A 22054-nucleotide genomic window follows, 5' to 3' on the forward strand; every position below is an offset into this window, starting at 1 on the left:
GCGCGCGCCGTGCTTTGTAAAAGGTTGCCGCGCGGTGCAATGACCTTAAGCGACGCCCGTAATCCTTCCCTTTCGATAACCTTGCTTGCCAACGACTTTGCACAATACTGGATGCGATAGTGGTGGCATCGCGTTTGGCTTGCGGGCAACTGTAGTTTGCCTAGGAGCGGGCAACCGCGCTGGCAGAGTCGCATGGGGAAACGGTGGATCGCCGCCGGGGGTGTGATGAGGCATTGGAATTGGGGGGCGTGGGGGCAATCCCTGCGCGGGGTTGAAACGGGCAAAGCGCTGCGTGCAAACGCGCGGCAACGCGGGGCCGCGCTGTGGGCGCTGGCCGGCCTTGTGCTGGCCGCGGCGGGCATGGTGCCGCCGTCGGCCCAGGCTCAGGCCGCGCCAGGACCCGATGCCACCGACAAGACGATGGAGCTTGAGTTCTGGCGGGGCGTGGCGGGCAGCAGCGATCCGGCGCTGTACGAGGCCTATCTCCAACAGTTTCCCAACGGCACTTTTGCGCCGCTGGCGCGGGTCAAGCTGACGGCGCTGCATCGCGTGGCCACGCCGGGGCAGGCGCCTGCTCAGGGGGCCCCGGCTCCCGTTCTTACCCCGGCTCCGGCCCCAGCGCTGCCCGCCGCAGCGGCCGTGCCGCTTCCGGTGCCAGTGCCCGCGCCAGTTCCGGTGGCAGCAGCGGCGCCGCCGGTTGTTGCCTTGCCTGCCCCGCCCGTTGCTGCCGCGCCTGTCGCTGTTTCCGCGCCCGTTCCGGCTGGTGGCGGTGCAAGCGGGGATAGCGCCGATGCCAAAGTGCTGGCCATGCTTGCCGCGATGCAGGAAACGCCCGCCGTCGCTGCATCACAGCCTGCGCCGCCACCGCCACCGCCGCCTCCGCCACCGATCGAACTGCCGCTTACCGCCGCCCACGATTTTACCGCGGATCGGCCGCAGCTTGCGGCAGTGCCGGCGGTGGTCTTGCCGGCGCGCTTTTGCAGTGCAGAAGAGCGCAACGCCTTCCACGCGCAGGTCTATTCCCCGGCCAACGACGTGGCCCAGGCCAACCTGCAAAAGGCCAACGCCTATCTCCAGGCGATCCAGTCCCGTTACGATGCCATGGCGATGGGCGATGCCGACACGCGCAACGCGCTGTCGAAGGAAGGCACCGAGTACAAGCGGCTGGCCGATGCCGCCTTTGCCCAGCAGCAGGCCTTGGTGCGCCAGTTCAGCGCCATCATGGCCGTTCCGATCACGCCTTGTGGAGACGCGAAATGACCAGGCGCCTTCTATCGACCCTGGCCGCGCTGGCCGCCGTGACGGCAGCACCCCTGGCCCATGCCGCGCAGACCAGTGCAGAATGCCTGGATCGCCTCACCATGGAAGCCGCGCGGATCCACCAGTTCCAGACGATGATGATGACCGTGTCGTTGCGCTGCAAGGCTCATGGCGTGGACGTGGAGGGCAGTTTCGCGCGGATGCTTGATGTGCACCGCGCCGCGTTCGGCGCGGCCGACCGCGTGATGCACGCCTTCGTCAGCCCGGCCCATGGCTTTGTCGATCGGCGCGCGTTCGACACCTATCTGACGCAAGTGGCCAATCGCTATGGCGGCGGGGCAAGCAATCCCACCGCCTGCACCGCGATCGATCGCACGCTCCAGACCGTGATTGCCGATGCCAGCGGCCGCCGCCTGCATTTTGCCGCCACGGCGATGATCGCGCACCCGGAAATGGAGCGCCTGGCCTGTTCGGTGCCCGCGCAGAAGCCCGCGCCTTCCGCTGGCGTTGGCGCCCCCGCACGGGCAGCGTCGCCCGCCACGGTCGCATTGGCCGCCCCGCCGGCCCGGCCGCAGAAATAGCGCGGGCCGATCGGATCAATCCAGCTTGTGGACCAGGCCTTCCTGCGCAGTTTGGGCCACCAGGCGGCCATCCTGGGTAAAGATGCGGCCACGGCTGAAGCCGCGCATCTGCCCCGCCCAGGGGCTGTCGCAGGCATAGAGCAGCCATTGGTCCGCGCGGGCATCGGCATGGAACCATAGCGCGTGGTCCAGGCTGGCGCCTTTGGCGGTGCCGGCCTTGCCGCTGATGCCATGGGGCAACATGCTGGTGCCCAGCAGAGTCATGTCGCTGATATAGGCGATCACCGCGCGGTGCAGGTCGGGGTCATCGGGCAGGGGCGCCACGCAGCGCAGCCAGGTGTGGGCCACCGGCTCGGCCGGGGTATCGCGCAGCCAGTTGAGCGGCTCGGCCGGGCGCATCTCGATCGCGCGCGGGCGGGCCAGCAAGGCGCGGCGCTGTTCCGACAGGCGATCGGCGTAGATCGTCAGCAGGTCTGCCTCGCTCGGCAGGTCGTCTGGCGCTGGCACGGCGGGCATCGGCAGGCCGTGCTGCACCCCTTCGCCGCGCCGGTGGAACGACGCGGTCATCGTGAAGATCGGGTCTTCGCCCTGGCTGGCCACTACGCGGCGGTTGGCAAAGTTGTTGCCATCCAGGTCGCGCAGCACGGTGTAGCGGATTTCACGGTCTTCGCTGCCCGGCCGCAGGAAATAGGCGTGCAGCGAATGCACCGGGCGATCGGCGGCCACCGTGGCCTGCGCCGCTGCCAGTCCCTGGGCCACGATCTGCCCGCCAAACACGCGGCCCACCCCGCCGGGCTTGCGCGCGCCCAGAAAAGCGTCGGGCGTCCCGGCCTCGGGTGCCACCGTCAGCAGGCGGGCAAGGCCGGCGGCGATGACGGCGGGGTCGTGAGAATCGGAAAGCAGAGTCGTCGACAGGGGGTGGAGCATGATGGTGCGCCTATTCCACGCCTTCCCGAACCGTCAACGCATCGCGGCCACTCGTCACAAATGTGACACGGGCCGCGCCAGACTGGCCGGTGGCCGGGCAAAGAACAGGCCCCGCCCGGCCTTGCAGCCAGACGGGGCCTGTCCCGCTCCTCCCCAACCTCGGGCCCATGCGGGCGGGGTTTTCCCCGCTTTTTCCGCGTTCTGCCGCGGGCGATGCTGGCCTGGCCGGCTGGCCGCCCGCGGAAGCCGGCTTCAGCCTGCGGCGTGGCTGGCCAGCGCGGCCAGCAGCAGCAGGGCAACGATATTGGTAATCTTGATCATCGGGTTGACCGCCGGCCCGGCGGTGTCCTTGTAGGGATCGCCCACGGTATCGCCGGTCACCGCCGCCTTGTGCGCGTCCGATCCCTTGCCGCCGTAATGGCCATCCTCGATGTATTTCTTGGCATTGTCCCATGCGCCGCCGCCCGATGTCATCGACAGGGCCACGAACAGCCCGCCCACGATCACGCCCAGCAGCAGGGCGCCCAGCGCGGCAAAGGCATTGGCCTGCCCGGCCACGGCCAGGATCACGAAATAGACCGCGATCGGCGCCAGCACCGGCAACAGCGAGGGAATGATCATTTCCTTGATCGCCGCGCGCGTGACCAGGTCCACCGTGCGGGCATAGTCGGGACGGCTGGTGCCGGCCATGATGCCCGGATCGGCGGCAAACTGTTCGCGCACGTCCACCACGACGTCACCAGCCGCGCGGCCCACGGCGGTCATCCCCATGGCGCCGAACAGATAGGGCAGCAGCGCGCCCAGCAGCAGGCCGACGATGACATAGGGGTTTTCCAGGCTGAAGTTGACGGTCAGGTCTGGAAAGAACTCGCGCAAGTCGGTGGTATAGGCGGCAAACAGCACCAGCGCGGCAAGGCCGGCCGAACCGATGGCATAGCCCTTGGTCACGGCCTTGGTGGTGTTGCCCACCGCGTCGAGCGCATCGGTGCGTTCGCGCACCGCGTCTTCGAGGCCCGCCATTTCGGCAATGCCGCCGGCATTGTCGGTCACCGGGCCATAGGCGTCGAGCGCGACGACCATGCCGGCCAGCGCCAGCATCGCGGTGGCGCCATAGGCAATGCCGATCAACCCGGCGAGCTGATAGGCCACGATAATGCCCGCGCAGATCACCAGCGTGGGCAATGCCGTGGCTTCCAGGCTGACGGCCAGGCCCTGGATCACGTTGGTGCCGTGGCCGGTGACCGAAGCCTTGGCGATCGAGCGCACCGGGCGATAGGCCGTGCCGGTGTAGTACTCGGTAATCCAGATGATCAGCCCGGTGATCGCCAGGCCAACCAGCGCGCAGTAGAACAGCGTGCGGCCGGTAAAGCCCTGGTCGCCGATCGGGGCTTCCATGTTGCCGAGCGCGGCCTGCGTGGCAAACCAGATCGCCGGGATCGACAGCACCGCGGTCACCAGGAAGCCCTTGTACATGGCGCCCATGATGTTGTTGCTGCGGCCCAGCTTGACGAAATAGGTGCCGATGATCGAGGTGACGATGCACACCCCGCCGATCAGCAGGGGCAGCGCCATCAACGGCAAGAGCAGATCGCCCACGCCCTTGATCAGCAGTGCGGTGAGCACCATCGTGGCGCCCACGGTGACGACATAGGTTTCGAACAAGTCTGCCGCCATGCCGGCGCAGTCACCCACGTTGTCGCCCACGTTGTCGGCGATCACGGCGGGGTTGCGCGGATCGTCTTCGGGGATGCCCGCTTCGACCTTGCCCACCAGGTCGGCGCCCACGTCGGCCGCCTTGGTGAAGATGCCGCCGCCCAGCCGCGCGAAGATCGAAACGAGCGAGGCGCCCAGGGCCAGCGTGGTGAGCGAGGTGACCACGGTGCGGTCGCCTGGAGCATAGCCGGCCAGATTGACGAGGTACCAGAAGAAGCCGGCAATCGCGAGCAGAGCCAGGCCCGCCACCAGCATGCCGGTGATCGCGCCGGCCCGGAATGCCAGGGTAAGCCCTTGTTGCAGCCCGCTTTGCGCGGCCGCCGCCGTGCGCACGTTGGCCCGCACCGACACGTTCATGCCGATGAAGCCGGCCACGCCCGAAAGCACCGCGCCGATGATGAAGCCCACCGCCGGCAGCGGGTGCAGCGTCATCGAAACGATCGCGGCCACGACCACGCCGACCAGGGCGATCGTGCCGTACTGGCGTTTCAGATAGGCCTGCGCCCCTTCCTGGATGGCGCCGGCAATGTCTTGCATTTTTGGGTTTCCGGCCGGGCTTCCCAGCACCTGACGGCTGGTTACGAAGCCATAAAGCACAGCCAGTAACCCCAACCCGATGGCGGTTACGACAAGGTTCACGATGGCATCCCCCTAACTCCCCATGCCCCGGCTTGTCTTGGCGTGCCGGGTGCATGGTGTTTCCGCAAGGTTGCTGGAAACGAAGAGGAAGCTAAATGATTTGCCGCTAGTCGCAAGCGGTATTGTACGCCTGTTCGGTTATTGTTGGTGTTGGTAACCCAGCCGTCCTTGCGGGCCGGTACTGTCGAGCAATAGGGGCGCCGCGCCGGCAGGCTGGGCGTGGCCGATGCAGGTGGCCGGGCACGGCGGGGCCTGGCCAGCGGGCAGGGTGAACAGCAGTTCGTAATCGTCCCCCCAGGCCAGCGCATCGCGCCGGCGGGTGGCGGGCAGGTCTTCCGGCACGGGGCAGGCGGTGCTGTCGATCGCCAGGGTCACGCCGCTGGCAAGCGCCATGCGCGTGGCATCGAGCAGCAGGCCATCGGACACATCCATCATCGCGCCAACCAGCGGCGCCAGGGCCTGCCCTTCGGCAAGGCGCGGCACCGGCCGGGCAAATCGCGTGGTGTCGCGATCGCTGCGCGCGTCGCGCAGCGCTTCGAACCCGAGCATTGCATCGCCGAGCATGCCCGTCACCCACAAGGCATCGCCGGGGCGGGCGCCGCCGCGCGTGGGCACGGGCAGGCAGGTGGCGCGGCCCAGCGCGGTCAGCCCGTGGGCGGCCGCACCGGCGCGGCGCACGGTATCCCCGCCCAGTAGCGGCACGGCAAAGGCCTGCAGCGCTTCGCCAAGGCCAACCAGGAAGCGCTCTTCGCCGCCGCCAAGGCCGTAGCCCAGCAATACGCCCAGCGGCTGCGCGCCCTTGGCTGCCAGATCGGAAAGGTTGGTCGCCACCAGTTTCCACGCCACGTCGGCCGGGTCCTGGCCCGGCAGCCAGTGCACCCCTTCCACCATCATGTCGTGGGTCAATATCAGGTGCTCGCCCCCCAAGGCGATCACGGCCACGTCGTCGTCCAGCCCGCGCGCGGCGGGATCGGGCGCCAGGGCGCGCAAGGCAGCGATGAAGGCAGCTTCGTCCATGCCGGCCTGCGGTAGTGGCAAAGGCATGGTTTGCAAGCGGCTTGACCCTGGTCGGCCGCCCCGCCTAATCGATCGGTTGAAAGGGATCGGCCAGGCATGACCACGTCAGGACCACATTTGGAGCGCGACGGCACGGCCGGCCCGGCGGGGGAGGGCAGCGGCACCGCGCGCGACCTGCTGCTCGCCGCTGCCTCTGCCCTGATGCGCGAGGGCGACCAGGTCGACATCTCGCTGTCCGAACTGTCGCTGCGCTCGGGCCTCAATTCGGCGCTGGTGAAGTACTATTTCGGCAACAAGGCCGGCCTGCTGACCGCGCTGCTCGACCGCGACATGGCCGAAATCGTCCGCTCGGTCGATGCGCTGCTGGCCAAGGACGACATGACGCCGCAGGACAAGCTGCGCCGCCACATCTCGCGCTGCATCGATACCTACTACCGCTATCCCTATCTCAACCGCCTGCTCATGCGCCTGGTGCGCGACAGCGACGAGGCCGAGGCGCAGCGGATCGCCGACAAGTACTTGCGCCCGATCAGCCGCGCTTATGACCAGCTGATCGGGCAGGGGGTGCACAGCGGCGCGTTTCGCCCGATCGACCCACAGCTGTTCTATTTCACCGTCAGCGGCGCGGCAGACCGGTTCTTCTCCGCCCGGCTCGTGCTGCGCCATTGCTTTGGCCAGGATTCGTTGACCGAGGAACTGCGCGACCGCTATCGCGAGCACACCGTCGATTTCATCATGGCAGGCATTCTTGCAAACTGAACAGCATACGCAGCCAGGCAACCCGGGCGGGCATAACGGGGCGCGCTGGCGCATCGGGGTGATCGGCGGGTCGGGCATCTATGACCTTTCCGTGCTGGACGAAGTGCAGGAAATCGCCGTGCAATCGCCGTTCGGCCAGCCCAGCGGCCCGGTCACGCTCGGGCGTATCGGCGGGCAGGAATTCGTGTTTCTGGCGCGGCACGGCGCCGGGCACCGCATTTCCCCCGAAAGCATCAACCACCGCGCCAACATCGACGTGATGAAGCGTTGCGGGGTGACAGACCTGGTGGCGATTTCTGCCATCGGTTCGCTGCGCGAGGAACTGGCGCCGGGCAGTTTCGTGGCGGTGGACCAGTTCATCGATCGCACCCATGGGCGGGCAGACAGCTTTTTCGGCGAAGGGCTGGTTGCCCATGTCTCGCTGGCCGATCCGGTCTGCGCGCGTCTGGCCGGCCTGGTGGCCGATGCGGCGCAGGCCGCAGGCGCTGCCGTGCATCGCGGCGGCTGCTATCTTGCCATGCAGGGGCCGCAGTTTTCCACGCGCGCGGAAAGCCGGCTCTATCGCCAGTGGGGCGCCGACGTGATCGGCATGACCGCGATGCCCGAGGCGCGCCTCGCCCGCGAGGCGGAACTGCCTTATGCGCTGATCGGCATGGTCACCGATTACGACGCCTGGCGCGATGGCGAGCATGTGGAAGTGGCCGAAGTGCTGCGCGTGATGCGTGGCAATGCCGCCACCGCGCGCGCCATGGTGGTGGCCCTGGCCGGGCTTTTACCGCAAGTGCGCACGCCCAGCCCGGTGGACCGGGCGCTGGAGGGCGCGATCATGACCGCGCCGGCACAGCGCGATCCTGTGTTGGTGGCACGACTTGGAGCGGTTGCCGGCCGCGTGCTCAAACCATGATTTCAACGCGATGATGTTGCACTGCAGGGAATGTCGATAGTTGCGCTGCGATAGCTTGTCTTGCACGATTGCAAGACTTGATCGCGAATAAAGCGCAATATCGTTGTTGCCATCGGCGCTGGTTTCCGTAGATACGAAACCATGCCTGGAACCCAGACCCGTCTTGCCGAATTCGTGCCCTATCGCATGGCCATCACGTCTGGCGCCGTCAGCCAGGCGATTGCCAACGAATATCGTATGCAATTTGGGCTCAAAATCTCGGAATGGCGGGTGATGGCGGTGCTTGGCGATGCCGGCCCGCTGACCCAGCGAGACCTGGTTCGGGCCACCCAGATGGACAAGGTGGCGGTCAATCGCGCGTGCAAGGTGCTGGAAGACCGCGCGCTGGTGCAACGCAGCCCCAATGTGGCCGACGGGCGCTCCCACCATCTCGAACTGACAGCCCAAGGGCGCGATATTCATGCCCAGATTTGGCCGCAAGCACTTGAAATTTATGAAGAAATTTTCTCCGCGCTAACCCCGCGCGAAACCGAGAAACTCCGCGCCCTGCTCGACAAGCTGCTGGGGGCGGTGCGCCGGTTCGAATCGCGCGTCAAGTAACGGGAAAGACAATAACAAGACCAAGATAATACCAAGGCAATATCGTCGCATCAGCAACAGGAGAGGTCGACATGAAACTGGCATCGTTGCCGCAGGGGCGCGATGGGCGCCTGATCGTGGTGTCCGATGATCTGGCCTGGTACGCCGATGCCGATCACGTGGTGCCGACGATGCAGCGGCTGCTCGACGAATGGCATCGCCATGCCGATCTGCTGGAGAGCCTGAGCATCGAACTCGCCCATGGCGCCATCCCGCGCAAACGCTTTCACGAGCGCGAAGCGGCGGCGCCGCTCCCACGCACGTTTCACTGGACCGATTCGGCCGACGCGCTGCGCCACCAGCCCGGCGACGGGTTGATGGGCGCGCGCGATCCACTGCGCCGCCCCGGCGCCTCGGCCGTGGGCCTGGTGGCGATGACCGCCGATGTGCCCCAGGGCGCAGATCCGGCCGAAGCGCTGGGTCGCGTGCGCCTGGTCGGCCTGGCCCACGCCGTGGCGGCGCAAAGCGCGCCGGGGGCAACCGGGCATTTCTCGCCGGTCTTCGTCACGCCCCACGCGCTGGGTGAGGCCTGGGCCGATGGCGCGCTGGCCGTGCCGCTCAAGGTGACGCGCGGGGACCACACCCACGATGTGACGCTGCCGCCCACACTGGGCGAAACCATTGCCGGGCTGGCTGCGGAACGCGCGCTGGCCGCCGGCACGCTGGTCAGCCTTTCGGCCGCGTTGCCGGGCGATCCGCTGGGGCCGGGCGAAACCATCCGGGTAGAGGCGCGCAATGCCGCAGGCCGCAGCCTGTTTGGCGCGATCGAACAGGCGGTGCGCGTTCCGGCTTGAGACAAGCGCCTGCGTGCAAAAGAAAAGGGCCCGGATGGCAGCACGCCATCCGGGCCTTTCCCTTTTGCCCGATGCAGGCACTTACGGCGTGGGCGTTTTGCGGTTGATGAACTGGTCGCTGATCGAGCAGGCAGCCGGGCCGAGAATGACGATGAACAGCGTGGGCAGGATGAACAGGATCAGCGGCACGGTCATGATCGCGGGCAGGCGCGCGGCCTTTTCCTCGGCCCGCATCATGCGCTCGTTGCGGAATTCGGCGGAGAGCACGCGCAGGGCCGAGGCCAGCGGCGTACCATAGCGTTCGGTCTGGACCATCGTGGTGGTCACGCCTTTCACCGAATCGAGATTGACGCGATAAGCCAGGTTTTCAAAGGCCTGGCGCCGTTCGGTGAGGAACGAAAGCTCGATCGCGGTCAGGGCGAATTCGTCGCCCAGTTCGGGATAGGCGCGGCCCAGTTCGCGCGCCACGCGGCCAAAGGCGGCGTCCACCGTCAGGCCCGCTTCCGCGCAGATCACCAGCAGGTCCAGCGCATCGGGCAGCCCCTTGCGGATGGCGTGGGTGCGCTTGGACACCAGGTTGGCAATCCAGATGTCGGGCGCCTTGTAGCCGAAGATGACCATTACGGCGAAGCCCATGAAGCGCTTGAACGCGCCCCATTCAGGAAAGAATTGCAGGACGTAGATCCACAGGATGGCGATCCCGCCCAGCACGATCGGGCCGATCATCCGGCCAAAGATCACCGCAACGGCCCACTCCTTCTTGCGGATGCCGGCCTGGGCCAGCTTCTGCTGCACCACCGAAAGCTGGCTGTCCTGCAGCACGCGCAGCTTTTCGAGCACCCCGCGGATGGTGTCCGTGGTCTGGTTGCGGCGCACGATCGAATTGCGCTTGCGCGCGGCCGAGGTGATGATCCCGGCCTTGAGCTGTTCGCGCCGTTCGGTCAGTGCCTTCACGCGCTTGGCCATGGGGTCGCGCACGGTGATCGCGGCATAGATCGCCAGCAACATCGCGGCGGCGGCCACCATCATCAGCAACGATCCGGCGTGGATGACGTTGATGCCGAGCAGCGTGGGGGCGGGATGCTGGTCCATGGTCCTTGCTCTTTCCGCTCAGATTTCGAAGCTGACCATCTTGGCCATGATGAACGCGCCAAGGCCCAGCCAGCACAGGCCGCCAAGGCCCGCGATGATCAGCCGCTCGTCCACGAAGAACTTGCCCATGTAGGTGGGGTTGATCCAATAGATCAGGCCGAAGACGATAAACGGCAGGGCACCGACGATATAGGCCGATGCCTTGGATTCCGAACTCATCGCCTTGATCTTGAGCTTCATCTGCGCGCGCTTGCGCAGCACGTCGGCCAGATTGGCCAGCGTTTCGGCCAGGTTGCCGCCGGTCTCGCGCTGGATCGCCAGGGTGATGCAGAAAAAGCTGAACTCGGCCATGTCGAGGCGATCGGCGGTGTCCTGGAGCGCTTCCTCCATGGTCTTGCCCACCTTGATGCGGTCGGTCACCAGCTTGAATTCCTCGCCCACGGGGCCGGGCAATTCGCTGGCCACCACTTGCAGGGTTTCGGTGATCGGCAGGCCCGAGCGCAGGCCACGCACCAGCAGTTCCAGCGCATCGGGAAAGCGCACGACAAAGGCATTGGCACGCTTGTTGATCGCGCGGCCCACCACCCAGTGCGGAATGCCGGCGCCCACCAGCAAACCGGCAGGAACCGCCAGCAGCAGAGAGCCGGACTTGAGGAAGATCAGCGCCGCCACGCCCAGGCCCAGGCCGAGCGAGGCATAGAGGTATTGCGAGAGCGTCCAGCCCTTGCCGGTGCGGTGCAGGCGCAGCGCCAGCGCTTCGATGCGCGAGGCGGAGCCGGCAACACGATAGCTTCGTGGCGTGCGCGAGGCGATCGCCTTGCGATATTGCGCCTCCACCTTGTCCACCGCGCTGTCGGAATGCCGAAAGCGCACCTGCTGCAGGCGCCGCGCGCTTTCCTTGGCCGCATTGGGGCCGGAAAAGGCCGCCAGCCCAAGCAGAACCACCAGGGTGATCCCGCCAAGGATGACGATCAGCTGGGGTGTGAGCATCGAAGGATCTGCCTGGTTGGAAGGAAAGCGGGGCTGGGGTGGACGTGGGATCAGGGCGCCATGGCCTCAGGCCGGGGCGCCGGCCTTGGCCTTGCCGGGCTTGGCGTTGGGCAGCATCTTCTTGAGATCGAACTTGCCCAGTAGCGACGCGCTCTTGGCCTTGGGCTTGGCCACGGCATCGTCGCTGTCATCGGAAAGCCGGGCAATGGCCTGGGCCACGTCCTTGATCGCCAGCGCGGCCTTGGCCGTGCGATTGGCGCCCAGGAAGGTTTGCCCAAGCTTGGCCGCGTTGGCCGCGGCCTTGGCGTCGAAAGGCACGATGTAGCCCAGCTTGCGCTCGATCGAGGATTCGAAATCGGCGCGGCTGATTTCGCCCACCCCCTGCTGCACCTTGTTGGCGACCACGTGGATATGGGCGTGGCTGGCATTGGCCTTGAGCCAGGCAAGCAGGCGGATGGCATCGCGCGCACCGGCCAAGGTGAGTTCGGTGGCGAGCACCACCGCGTTCACGTCAGACAGCAGGTGCGGGAAATTGATCAGCATGTTGCGCGGCATGTCGATCACGGTCATTTCGAAGGCGTGGCGGAATTCTTCCTGCAACTGCACGAAGGCGCTGCCATCGGTCATCAGCGGCGCGGTGACCGGCGCTTCGGCCGAAAGGATCGCCAGGTGATCGTTGGCGCGGATCATCGCACGCTCGATGAACAGCCCGTCGATGCGGCTGGGGTTGTCGATCGCGTCGGTCAGGCCACGGCCCGGCTCCAGATCGAGCGTCAGCGCGCCGGTGCCGAAATGCACGTCCAGATCCAGCAGCGCGGTTGAGCGCTTGAAATCGGTGCTGAACGACCAGGCGAGCGAAGTGGCCAGCGTCGATGCGCCGACCCCGCCGCGCGTGCCCACCACGGCGGTGGTGACATGGCGCTTGGTGGCGCCGCCATCCTGGTTCTTGGGGGCGTTGAAGATGGCTTGCGCCTGGCTCAGCGCGTCGCGCACTTGCCCTACCGACAGCGGCTTGAGCAGATAATCCTGGATGCCCGAGGCAACCAGATCGCGATAGAGCCGCACATCGTTGACCTGGCCAACCGCAATGACGACCGTGCCCGGCTCGCACACTTCGGCCAGGGCATTGATATCGTTGAGCGGATCGCCGCTTTCCGACAGATCGACCATCAGGATCGCCGGGCTGGCGGTGATCGAAAGCGATTGCACGGCATTGCGCAGGCCACCGCGCGCGCACTTTTCCGGCGCCCAGCCCATGTCGGCCGCCACGGCGCGCACCACGTCGAGCGCGGCGTCGTCGCACAGGAAGGCGGCAAAGATGTCGCGGTTGCCGGATTTCCAGGGTGCGGTCATGTCAATTGCTCCCCGAGTTGGACGTGTTGACCTTCTTGACCGTCGAACCGCCACCGCCGCTGGGCGCGGTTTCGCGATAGGCCTGGATTGCCTTGTTCGAGCTCATCACCGTGGTACGTCCATCGCCGGTCTGGCCGTGGACGAGGTCTTCCTTGTTGGCGACCATTGCCGCGATGTTGGAATTGACCGCGCAGCCATAGTTGGTCGAGGTCGCGTTGCGCCCGTTGCCATCGTTGTGGGTCGACCAATCCGGGCAGCCCGGCACCGAGGCGGTGGTGCGCAGGATCACCAGGCGCGCCGTGCCGGGCGCCAGGTTTCCAGCCGTGACCGGCGGGGTATCGGCCAGCATCAGGCCGTGTGCGGAAAGCACCGCCTGCACTGCATCGCGCGTGGCCGGGGCCCCTGCCGGATCATCCAGCGCCACCTTGTCGCCATAGCCAAGGCCAAGCGATTCGAACCAGCCGGCGAGGCGCCGCTGCTCGCTCACCGGCACGCCGCCGCCGGGCAGGGTGTTGATGTCGAGCGTATAGCTCGAACGCTCCACCACCGGCTGGTGGACGCTGTAAAGCGAGGCATTGCTGGGCTGGCCGCCGACGCAGCCGGCCAGGGCCGTGGTCAACGCGGCGGCAAGAACCAGACGGGCAGCGCGATTGCGAGGAGTGGACATGGCGTGGTTCCCAGTCTCGAAAAGGGTCACGAAGGCATTCGGGGCGGCGCTCACAGGCTGAAGCCCGGCTTGACGTCGGCGCTGGCCTGGCGATTCTTGCCGCCCTGCGCGCCGCTGGCGTCACCCACCTTGGGCGCGGCCGGTGTGGCCTGCACGGTGCCTTCCTTTTCGGTGGGCATCGGCCGGGTTTCGCCGTTGGACGGCTTGCTTTCCTGGTTGCCCAGCACCTGCTGCAGCGCATCGGCGGCGCGGAAGCCATCGGTGGGCAGCTTGATGTCCTTGGGGTTGTTCACCGGGCTGACCAGGTAGGGCGTGACCACGATCACCAGCTCGGTCTCGCCCTTCTTGAACGAAGTGGAGCGGAACAGCGAACCCAGGATCGGCAGGTCACCGGCGCCGGGCAGCTTGGTGATGGTATTCTGCGCTGAATTGCTCAGCAGGCCGGCGATCATGAAGCTTTGGCCTGAACCCAGTTCCACCGTGGTTTCGGCGCGGCGCACTTTCAGGCCGGGGATCGAATAGCCGCTGATGGTGATCGCCCCATCGGAAGACAACTCCGACACTTCGGGCCGCACGCGCAGCGAAATGCGGCCATTGGCCAGCACCGTGGGCGTATAGGCCAAGCTGACCCCGTACTTCTTGTATTCGATGCTGGTGGTGCCAAGGCCCTGCGACAGGGGAATGGGGAATTCGCCGCCGGCCAGGAACTCGGCCGTTTCGCCCGAAAGCGCGGTCAGGTTGGGTTCGGCCAGAGTATTGGCCAGGCCGATGGTCTCGCCCAGGTCCAGTGCGCCCAGCACATCCATGCCGAACAGCTTGCCGTTGAGCGTCAGGCGGGTGCCGGTCGTGGCCGACGGCGAAACCGTGGTGGTGGTGGTGAGCGCGGTGTTCATGCCGGTAATCAGCGGGCCACCGGCCACATACTGCGTGGCCGCCGTGCCCTGGCCGATGCCGAACTTCATCCCGCTGGTAGTGTCGGCGCTTGCCCAGTTCATGCCGATCGCGCGGGTCAGCGTGCGGCTCACTTCGGCGATGCGCACCTGCAGCATGACCTGCAGCGGCGTCGCCATCTTCAGGCGACTGATCACCTGCATCTTGTCGCCAACGAAGGCTTTCACCAGGCGTTCGGCCTCGGCGGCATCTTCGGGCGCGGTCACCGTGCCGGTGAGCAGCACGGTGCTGTTCATCGTGGCGGCCTGGATCTTGGCATCGGGCATGGCCAGGTGCAGCATCTGGTCCACGCTGTCGATATTGGTGCCCACGCGCACGTTGGCCGACCAGATCACGTCGCCCTTGGCGTTGCTGGCATAAACCGTGGTTTCGCCCGGCCCCTTGCCGAAGACATAGAGCTGGTTGGTGGATTTCACCTGCACGTCGGCGATCTTGTCATCGGCGACAAAGACATCGGCCATGCGCGAGGGCAGGGTGACGAGTTCGCCCCGGCCCAGGCCCACCGCGATCGAGCGCGCCGGGCTGGTGACGCTTTGTGCATGGGCGGCCTGGGCGCCGGCCACGAGCGCCAGCGGGGTGGCCACGACCATGGCGGTGAGCAGCGCGGAGGAAATGCGGTTCGTCATGCTCTGGCCCTTGCTGGCAACTGGCTGGCGGATGGAGAAAGCGGTGCTCATCTCACTGCGCTCCCACGCTGACGGTCACGGTGTCCTTGCCACGGGTGATGTTGACCACCGGGCCACGCGGACGGATCGGTGCCACCGGGCCGGCCATGGCCGCCGGGGCCGGGGCGGGCGGGGCGGTGAACCCGGCGCTGGCGCCGCCGTTCATCGGCGGCATGGACTTGCGCTGGAACCGCGAGACATCGCCACCGGTGGCAAAGCTGGTGCCGCCGTCGAGCGGGTGGGCCAGCGCCTGCTTCAGCAGCTTTTCCTCGTCCTGCGGCGTGGCGCCGGCCGGAACCTTGACATCGCCCGAGGCGATCGCCTGCTCCAGCTCGGCCGAATTGTCGGCCAGCGAGCGCAGCGAGAGGCTGAGCGTGCCGATGGTCTGCGCCACGGCGATCTTTTCGGCGATCTTGGGCGTCACTTCCACGGTCACGGTGCTGAACGCCTTGACCTTGGTCTTGCCTTCGACCTGCTCCTGCGTGGCAGACTGGTCGGTGGCGAGCACGCGCAAGTTGCGGATGATGGTTTCAGAGGCCTTGAGCGGCTGCGTGTCGTTGCCCTTGACGGTCTGCGTCAGCACCAGGTCGATATGGTCGCCGGGGAACACGAAGCCGGCGACGCCGGTGCGGGCGGAAACCGGAATGGTGACGGCACGCATGCCGGGCCCAAGCGCGGCGGCGAGGAAGCCGCGGTCGCCCGGCGCCACCAGCGAACCCTGCGTGATCGGTTCGCCGGCGGTGATCGGATTGCGCACCACGGTGCCGAGCATCTTCTGCATGTCGGCCTCGCCTTCCAGGAAATAGGCGTCCTGCACCATTTCCTTGGGCCAGGCCTTGAACCCGATGGAGTCGGCGGTGATGATCGTGCCCACGGGCAGGGCGCGTTGCGCCACCAGCACCTTGGAGCCCATCTCCACCTTGGCTGCGGCAATCGCCTGGGGCGAGCCACCGCCACCCATCATGCTTCGGGCGGCCAGGGCCGTGCCGACCGCAACGATCAGCGCCCCCACCAGCAGCATCAGCTTTCTCTTGTCCATCGCCAGTTTATCCCGCCCTTACAGAATAGCCCGTAGCCATCCGACAAATTGGTTAAGATTGGCCTTAGCCAGCCGCCACGGCCTGAAGCGCCGCGCCATATGTGGTGCCAAGGACACACAGCCCCGCCGTGGCGATCGCCACGCCATAGGGGATCTTGAGGTGGTCCTTGCGGCGGCGCGTCACGTGCCACACGCCCATGGCGATGGTCAGCACGCCGCCCACCAGCGCCATGATCAGCAGCAGCTTGGCAAACAGCACCGGGCGCAGCCACAGCGCGAGCGCGGTGAGCAGCTTGACGTCTCCCCCGCCCATCATGCGCAGGGCAAAGAGCCCGGCCAGAACGACGAATGCGGCCAGTGCCACGCCCAGTTGCAGCGCCACGTCGGGCCACAGGTGCAGCCCGCAGGCCCACCAGTAGACCGGCGCCAGCGCGGCAATGCCGGCGTTGAGCCAGTTGTCGATCTGTCTGCGCCGAAGATCGGTGAACGCTGCAAACAGCAGCGCAATTGCCAACACTCCGGCCAATCCGTAAACCATGGAAATCCCCCTCGATGGGATGGGGATACCGGACAATCACTTACCAAACGGTAACCAAGCCAAGCGGCGGGATCGGGCGTGAAACAAGGCGTCGCAAGCAATGGTTAAGCATGTCTGGCAGGAATCCCGAGGGCGCGAGATCCCCGCTGGGGTTGCCGAATCGACCTGGGCGGCGGCCGATGGCATGCCCATCCGCCGGATCGACTGGCGACGCACCGAGGGGGCGCCCAGGGGATCGATCCTGTTTTTGCCCGGGCGTGGTGACTTTTATGAAAAGTATTTGGAAACGTTCGATTACTGGGCGTCTAAGGGCTGGTACGTAACCGCTGCCGACTGGCGCGGGCAGGCCGGCTCTGGCGGCCCGCCGCCGGGGCCGGCGGTGGGTGACATCGCCGATTTCTCGGTATGGGTGGATGACCTGGCGCATTTTTACCAAGTGTGGCGGGCGCAGACCCCAGCGCCGCATGTCGTGGTCGGACATTCGATGGGCGGGCACCTCGTGTTGCGCACCCTGGCCGAGGGCCGAATCGATCCCTGCGCCACGGTGTTGAGTGCCCCGATGCTGGGCTTTGCGACCGTCCTGCCGCGCTGGGTGCAGCGAATCTATGCCGCGGTGATGAACCGCGTGGGCGATCCCGCGCGCCCGGCGTGGAAGGCCAGCGAAAAGCCCGGCGCCCGTGCCGCGTTGCGCGCCAACCTGCTGACCCACGATGCCGCGCGCTATGCCGACGAACAGTGGTGGCGCGCGCAACGCCCGTGGCTGGCCTTGGGGCCGGCCAGCTGGCGCTGGCTGAAGAAGGCCAGCGAATCGTTCGACCTGCTCGATTCGCCGGGCGTGATGGAAGCGGTGAAAGGCCCGGTGCTGTTGCTGGCCACGCGCCATGATGCGCTGGTTTCATGGGGCGCGATCGCCCGCGCCGCGCGGCGTTTGCCCCATGCGCAACTGGCCGCCTGGGGGCGGGAAGGCCGCCATGAATTGCTGCGGGAAAGCGACGCGGTGCGCGATCGGGTGCTTGCCACGATCGACGAATTCCTGGAACGGGAAGCGCCTGCCCGGTCAAACCGATGACTTCGGGCGAATGAAGCAGTGGCAAGGCGCGAGCATGGACGAATTCGACATCGCGATCATCGGCGCTGGCATGGCCGGGGCCAGCCTGGCGGCGGAATGCGGCGCGCATGCGCGCGTCCTGCTGGTGGAGGCGGAAGACACGCCCGGCTATCACACCACCGGCCGGTCCGCCGCGTTCTGGGACGAAGTCTATGGCGGGCCAGCCGTGGTGCCGCTGACGCTCGCCTCGGGTAACTACCTCGCGGACAATGGCTTCCTGCAGCCGCGCGGCTCGCTGGTGATCGGCCGGGCCAGCGATCGCGCCGCGCTGGAAGGCTTCGTCGCGGAATATTCCGCGCTGGGCGCGCGGGTCGAACTGATGGCGCGCGCCGGCATGGTCGATCTAGTGCCGGGCCTGCGCCCCGACTGGTGCGTGGCGGCGTGGCAGCCGGGTTGCGCCGATATCGATGTGGCGGGCCTGCACCAGCATTACCTGGCGATGGCACGCCGCAGCGGCAGCGTGGTGCGGTTGCGCGCGCGGGTCGACGCCCTGGTGCCTGAGGGCGCCGGCTGGCGCATCGCATGGAACGCAGGTGGGCGCGAGGGCGCGGCCCGCGCGGGGCTGGTGGCCAACGCCGCCGGCGCCTGGGCCGATGATGTGGCGCGCCTGGCGGGGGCAGCGCCGCTGGGCATTGCCCCGTTGCGCCGCACCATCACGCAGTTGCGCGTCGATCCGCCGGTGCCCGCCACGCTGCCGCTTACCTTCGGCCTCGCCGGAGACTTTTACTTCAAGCCGGCGGGTGATCGCCTGTGGCTGTCCCCCCATGATGAAACGCCCGACGTGGCGCACGATGTGGCGCCCGAGGAAATCGACGTGGCCCTGGCGATCGACCGGCTGGAACGTGTGGTCGATTGGCAGATCGCGGCGGTGGAGCGGCGCTGGGCGGGCTTGCGCAGCTTCGCGCCCGATCGCGCGCCGGTCTATGGCTTCGATCCGCATGTGCCCGGCTTCTTCTGGTTTGCCGGGCAGGGCGGCTTTGGCATCCAGACCGCGCCGGCCGCGGCAAGGCTGGGGGCGCAACTCTTGCTGGGCCAACCGGCCGACGGCATGACTGCGGCGCTGGACCCGGCGCGCTATGCCCCGGGGCGGCTGGCCATGGCCCAGGCCTGACACACGGCCGGCCACAGGCGGCTATTGGCAGATGGTTATCCGGCAGGGTTAACAATGCCGCAGGGTTGGCGCTGGCCGCCTATTCCTTGATGCGCTTTTCCTTCACCCGCTTGTCGTGCACCGGGGGGTGGCGCGGTGGCACGCGGCGCCATTGGCGCAACGGCACATCGACGGTGCGCGTGGTCGTGACCGTGCGGGTTTCGCCGCAGGGCTGGCACGCCGCGTTGCCCACCGGCACGGGCACCATCACCACGCCCGCCACGTAATAGCCCGGCGGCGCCGTCCACGCGCCGCTATAGACCGGCACCTGTCCCTGGTAGTAGGGCGCGGCGGGATAGCCCGACGCCGGATAGGCGGCGATCGGGGCATTGCTGCACGCCGGGGGCCAGCCGTGCCGATCCGGTTCACCCGGCGCCGTGCAGGGCGCGGGCGCCTGGCCATAGGGAACCATCATGGGTGGCAATGGTGCGGGTTGCACCGGCGGTGGCGGGGGTTCGGCGTGCCGCGCGAGGGCCGGCGCTGCCAGCGCGGCCAATCCGGCACAGGCCAACCCCAGGCGAACAGTGGCATGGCGAATCACGGCAAGTCCCCCGGTTGCGGCCAGGCCAGAGCCGAGCCATCAACCAGGTGTTTACCATGATGCCGCGCCGCGCCAAAGCACGCCGCTGTCTGGCCGCAGCGCCGTTGGTGTCCCGAAACGGATCAGCCGCCGGTTTGCGTCACGCCGCGCGGGCGGCGTCGCTTGCCAGCTTGTCCACCCGCTCGTTTTCGGGATGGCCATCGTGCCCCTTGACCCAGACCCACTCGATCTTGTGCGGGCGTGCCGCCGCGACCAGCGCGCGCCACAGGTCTTCGTTCTTGACCGGCTTGTTGTCGGCGGTTTTCCAGCCGCGCTTCTGCCAGCCGAAGATCCACTTGGTGATGCCGTCCAGCACATACTTGCTGTCGGTGTGCAACGTCACCTGGCAGGGCTGCGTCAGCGCTTCCAGCGCGCGGATCGCGGCCATCATTTCCATGCGGTTGTTGGTCGTCTCGCGCTCGGAACCGACCAGTTCCTTCTCGTGCTCGCCCATGCGCAGCAAGGCGCCCCAGCCACCCTTGCCGGGATTGCCCTTGCAGGCGCCGTCGGTGAAGATCGCCACGTGCTTCATGCTGCAAACACGCCCGAATTGGCCGGATCGGCATAGAAGTGCAGCCGTCGGGCAAAGGCCATGGGATCCTTGCGCGTCACCAGGGCATCGGCCGGCGTGTTGAGCCAGTCATAGGCGCGGCTCATGGCAAAGCGCATGGCCGCCCCTTGCGCCAGGAGCGGCAGGGCCGCCCGTTCCTGGGCGGACAGCGTCCGCACGCTGGCATAGCCATCGAGCAGCGCCGCTGAAAGATCGGGGCGGAATGTCTCGCCGCTCGCGTCAAAGCACCACGCCGCATGCGTCACCGCCAGATCATAGGCGATCACGTCGTTGCAGGCGAAGTAGAAGTCGATCAGCCCGGTGACCGTTTCGCCCTGCATCAGCACGTTGTCGGGAAACAGATCGGCGTGGATCACGCCGCTGGGCAGGCCGGTGGGCCATTGCGCGGCCAGGCGCGGCAGATGATTGGCCACCGTCTGCGCCAGCGCCGGATCGATGCTGGCCAACCCTTCGGGCCCGCAGGCATCGGCCAGGCGCTGCCATTCGGCCAGCCCCATGCCATTGGCGCGGGTGGCGGGATAATCGGCGGCGGCATCGTGCAGGCTGGCCAGCGCCGCGCCCACCGCGCGGGCCTGGCCGGCGGTCGGCTCACCCAGCGAAACACCGGGCAGGAATTCGATCAGCGCCAGCGCGCGATCCCCCCGCGGCGTTTCGACCACGCGGTAGAGATTGCCTGCGCCATCATGGATCGAGCGCGGCACGGGGCAACCCTTGGCCGCCAGATGATCGAGCAGGCCGAGGAAATAGGGCAGGTCGGCAATCTCGATGCGGAATTCATACATCGTGAGGATGTAGCGCGTGGTGGCCCCGGGCGTGGCCGTGTCGGCCGTCTCGATCAGCCAGTTGCTGTTCGAGACGCCTTCGGCAATGCCCTTGGCGGAAACCAGGTCACCCAGGTGATAGGGCGCGAGCAGCGCGGCCATGTCCTCCGCGCCGAGGTGGGTATAGACAGCCATGGGTCAGGTCTTTCAGCCGATCAGTTGGCGGGGCAGCTTGAACACCATGTGCTCTTCAGCCGTGGTGATCGGCTCTTCGGCCACCTGACGCCATTCGCCCAGCCGGGCGACCACTTCGCGCACCAAGACTTCGGGGGCAGAGGCGCCCGCCGTCAGCCCGAGGGTTTCCACCCCCTCCAGCCAGGCTGGATCGATCTCGCTCGCGCGCTGGATCAGCCGGGCGTTGGCGCCTTCGCGCTCCGCCACTTCGACCAGGCGCAGCGAATTGGAACTGTTGGGCGCGCCGATCACCAGCACCAGCTGGCAGCGCGGCGCGATCGCCTTGACCGCGGCCTGGCGATTGGACGTGGCATAGCAGATGTCTTCGGCGCGCGGGCCCACGATGCTGGGAAACCGGGCCTTGAGCGCGGCGACGATCTCGGCGGTGTCGTCCACCGAAAGGGTGGTCTGCGTCAGGAACGCCAGCGGCTTGTCGGCGGGGATGTCCAGCTTGGCCACGTCGTCCACCGTTTCCACCAGGGTCATGGCGCCTTCGGGCACCTGGCCCATGGTGCCGATCACTTCGGGATGGCCGCGATGGCCCACGAACAGGATGTGCCGCCCCGCTTCCACCTTGCGTTCGGCCTGGCGATGCACCTTGCTCACCAGCGGGCAGGTGGCATCCAGCCAGTCCAGGCCGCGCTCGGTCGCGGCCACGGGCACCACCTTGGGCACGCCATGGGCGGAAAATACCACCGGCTTGCCATCGGGCACTTCGTCCAGTTCCTCCACGAACACCGCGCCCTTGGCCTTGAGGCTGTCGACCACGAAGCGGTTGTGCACGATTTCGTGGCGAACATAGACCGGCGCGCCATAGCGGTCGATCGCGCGTTCCACGATCTCGATCGCACGGTCCACCCCGGCGCAGAAGCCGCGCGGTGCAGCGATCAGGAGATGCAGCGGCGGCAGGCCCGTATCGGGCTGCGGGGTGCTGGTGGCGGATTCCGGAAAGGTGGAGTTCATGGCCATGCCCTTAGCAGCGCCAGACGCTCTCGTAAAACAAGCCTGCGTTTAAAACATCCCGTAAAACATGAAGGCCGTCCGGGCAGCGCCATTGCCCAAGCGGCATGGGCTGGGTAGAGGAGAGCGCTGTATTCGATCGGGCGGCGTCCCCTGCCGCCC

Annotated in this window: 22 protein-coding genes; 8 read left to right on the forward strand and 14 right to left on the reverse strand. The window is 67.2% G+C overall.

Going from position 1 to position 22054, the window contains the following annotated elements; genetic code table 11:
* Positions 1 to 225: 225 nt before the first annotated feature.
* Both R9J51_RS08410 and R9J51_RS08415 read left to right on the forward strand, forming a co-directional pair.
* Entirely contained in the window at positions 226 to 1260 is a 1035-nt protein-coding gene (locus R9J51_RS08410) for a hypothetical protein (RefSeq protein ID WP_218847423.1), read from the forward strand.
* The gene (locus R9J51_RS08415; RefSeq protein WP_169473667.1) at positions 1257 to 1841 is read left to right on the forward strand and encodes a hypothetical protein; all 585 of its coding nucleotides are present in this window, start codon (positions 1257 to 1259) and stop codon (positions 1839 to 1841) included. The genes R9J51_RS08410 and R9J51_RS08415 overlap by 4 nt, the downstream gene beginning before the upstream one ends.
* Before the next feature lie 15 nt (positions 1842 to 1856).
* On the opposite strand, the gene R9J51_RS08420 is transcribed toward R9J51_RS08415, so the two are convergent.
* The 3 genes from R9J51_RS08420 to thiL form a co-directional block, all read right to left on the reverse strand.
* A complete protein-coding gene (locus R9J51_RS08420; protein ID WP_179504200.1) occupies positions 1857 to 2768 on the reverse strand; it encodes an acyl-CoA thioesterase in 912 nt (303 codons plus the stop codon).
* Between the two features lie 252 nt (positions 2769 to 3020).
* Complete coding sequence (locus R9J51_RS08425; protein ID WP_179504201.1) at positions 3021 to 5120, reverse strand: sodium-translocating pyrophosphatase; 2100 nt, start codon at positions 5118 to 5120, stop codon at positions 3021 to 3023.
* Between the two features lie 138 nt (positions 5121 to 5258).
* Positions 5259 to 6137, reverse strand: coding sequence for a thiamine-phosphate kinase (gene thiL, locus R9J51_RS08430; RefSeq protein ID WP_179504202.1), 879 nt, complete (start codon positions 6135 to 6137; stop codon positions 5259 to 5261).
* 96 nt (positions 6138 to 6233) lie between these two features.
* On the opposite strand from thiL, the gene R9J51_RS08435 reads away from it, so the two are divergent.
* The 4 genes from R9J51_RS08435 to R9J51_RS08450 all read left to right on the forward strand — a co-directional run bounded on the left by R9J51_RS08435 (position 6234) and on the right by R9J51_RS08450 (position 9233).
* Complete coding sequence (locus tag R9J51_RS08435; RefSeq protein ID WP_168554130.1) at positions 6234 to 6896, forward strand: TetR family transcriptional regulator; 663 nt, start codon at positions 6234 to 6236, stop codon at positions 6894 to 6896.
* Positions 6886 to 7800: an S-methyl-5'-thioadenosine phosphorylase gene (mtnP, locus tag R9J51_RS08440; RefSeq protein ID WP_218843454.1), complete on the forward strand. Its 915-nt coding sequence runs from the start codon at positions 6886 to 6888 to the stop codon at positions 7798 to 7800. The genes R9J51_RS08435 and mtnP overlap by 11 nt, the downstream gene beginning before the upstream one ends.
* A gap of 141 nt (positions 7801 to 7941) precedes the next feature.
* On the forward strand, positions 7942 to 8400 hold the full coding sequence (locus R9J51_RS08445; protein ID WP_179504203.1) for a MarR family winged helix-turn-helix transcriptional regulator: 459 nt from the start codon (positions 7942 to 7944) through the stop codon (positions 8398 to 8400).
* Positions 8401 to 8471: 71 nt separating this feature from the next.
* The gene (locus R9J51_RS08450; RefSeq protein ID WP_168554132.1) at positions 8472 to 9233 is read left to right on the forward strand and encodes an FAA hydrolase family protein; all 762 of its coding nucleotides are present in this window, start codon (positions 8472 to 8474) and stop codon (positions 9231 to 9233) included.
* 81 nt (positions 9234 to 9314) lie between these two features.
* Here the strand turns inward: R9J51_RS08450 and R9J51_RS08455 are convergent, their stop codons facing one another.
* The 7 genes from R9J51_RS08455 to R9J51_RS08485 form a co-directional block, all read right to left on the reverse strand.
* Positions 9315 to 10325: a type II secretion system F family protein gene (locus R9J51_RS08455; protein WP_168554133.1), complete on the reverse strand. Its 1011-nt coding sequence runs from the start codon at positions 10323 to 10325 to the stop codon at positions 9315 to 9317.
* Between the two features lie 18 nt (positions 10326 to 10343).
* Positions 10344 to 11315 (reverse strand): type II secretion system F family protein, encoded by a 972-nt coding sequence (locus tag R9J51_RS08460; protein ID WP_168554134.1) that lies wholly within the window; start codon positions 11313 to 11315, stop codon positions 10344 to 10346.
* Between the two features lie 66 nt (positions 11316 to 11381).
* On the reverse strand, positions 11382 to 12668 hold the full coding sequence (locus tag R9J51_RS08465) for an AAA family ATPase (RefSeq protein ID WP_168554135.1): 1287 nt from the start codon (positions 12666 to 12668) through the stop codon (positions 11382 to 11384).
* Position 12669: 1 nt separating this feature from the next.
* Positions 12670 to 13335: a CpaD family pilus assembly protein gene (locus R9J51_RS08470; RefSeq protein ID WP_169473675.1), complete on the reverse strand. Its 666-nt coding sequence runs from the start codon at positions 13333 to 13335 to the stop codon at positions 12670 to 12672.
* A 50-nt stretch (positions 13336 to 13385) separates the two neighbouring features.
* Positions 13386 to 14963, reverse strand: a complete 1578-nt coding sequence (locus R9J51_RS08475; protein ID WP_432787942.1) for a type II and III secretion system protein family protein — start codon at positions 14961 to 14963, stop codon at positions 13386 to 13388.
* A 1-nt stretch (position 14964) separates the two neighbouring features.
* Positions 14965 to 15990, reverse strand: coding sequence for a Flp pilus assembly protein CpaB (gene cpaB, locus R9J51_RS08480; RefSeq protein WP_169473679.1), 1026 nt, complete (start codon positions 15988 to 15990; stop codon positions 14965 to 14967).
* A 64-nt stretch (positions 15991 to 16054) separates the two neighbouring features.
* Complete coding sequence (locus R9J51_RS08485) at positions 16055 to 16528, reverse strand: A24 family peptidase (RefSeq protein ID WP_168554138.1); 474 nt, start codon at positions 16526 to 16528, stop codon at positions 16055 to 16057.
* A gap of 100 nt (positions 16529 to 16628) precedes the next feature.
* Between R9J51_RS08485 and R9J51_RS08490 the strand changes: the two genes are divergently transcribed.
* Positions 16629 to 17597, forward strand: coding sequence for an alpha/beta hydrolase (locus R9J51_RS08490; protein WP_179504204.1), 969 nt, complete (start codon positions 16629 to 16631; stop codon positions 17595 to 17597).
* A gap of 34 nt (positions 17598 to 17631) precedes the next feature.
* Positions 17632 to 18747: an FAD-dependent oxidoreductase gene (locus R9J51_RS08495; RefSeq protein ID WP_179504205.1), complete on the forward strand. Its 1116-nt coding sequence runs from the start codon at positions 17632 to 17634 to the stop codon at positions 18745 to 18747.
* Positions 18748 to 18826: 79 nt separating this feature from the next.
* Here R9J51_RS08495 and R9J51_RS08500 read toward each other — a convergent pair whose 3' ends face one another.
* From R9J51_RS08500 to ispH, 4 genes are all read right to left on the reverse strand, one after another.
* Positions 18827 to 19327 carry a hypothetical protein gene (locus tag R9J51_RS08500; RefSeq protein ID WP_432787943.1) on the reverse strand — a complete coding sequence of 167 codons (501 nt, stop codon included), beginning with the start codon at positions 19325 to 19327 and terminating at the stop codon, positions 18827 to 18829.
* A 139-nt stretch (positions 19328 to 19466) separates the two neighbouring features.
* Positions 19467 to 19898, reverse strand: a complete 432-nt coding sequence (rnhA, locus tag R9J51_RS08505; RefSeq protein ID WP_168554142.1) for a ribonuclease HI — start codon at positions 19896 to 19898, stop codon at positions 19467 to 19469.
* On the reverse strand, positions 19895 to 20893 hold the full coding sequence (gene thrB, locus R9J51_RS08510; RefSeq protein ID WP_179504207.1) for a homoserine kinase: 999 nt from the start codon (positions 20891 to 20893) through the stop codon (positions 19895 to 19897). The genes rnhA and thrB overlap by 4 nt, the downstream gene beginning before the upstream one ends.
* A 12-nt stretch (positions 20894 to 20905) precedes the next feature.
* Positions 20906 to 21895, reverse strand: coding sequence for a 4-hydroxy-3-methylbut-2-enyl diphosphate reductase (ispH, locus tag R9J51_RS08515; RefSeq protein ID WP_168554144.1), 990 nt, complete (start codon positions 21893 to 21895; stop codon positions 20906 to 20908).
* Positions 21896 to 22054: the final 159 nt, after the last annotated feature.

Origin of the sequence: Novosphingobium rhizosphaerae (genome assembly GCF_050920675.1) — a bacterium.
Taxonomy (GTDB): Bacteria; Pseudomonadota; Alphaproteobacteria; order Sphingomonadales; family Sphingomonadaceae; genus Novosphingobium; species Novosphingobium rhizosphaerae.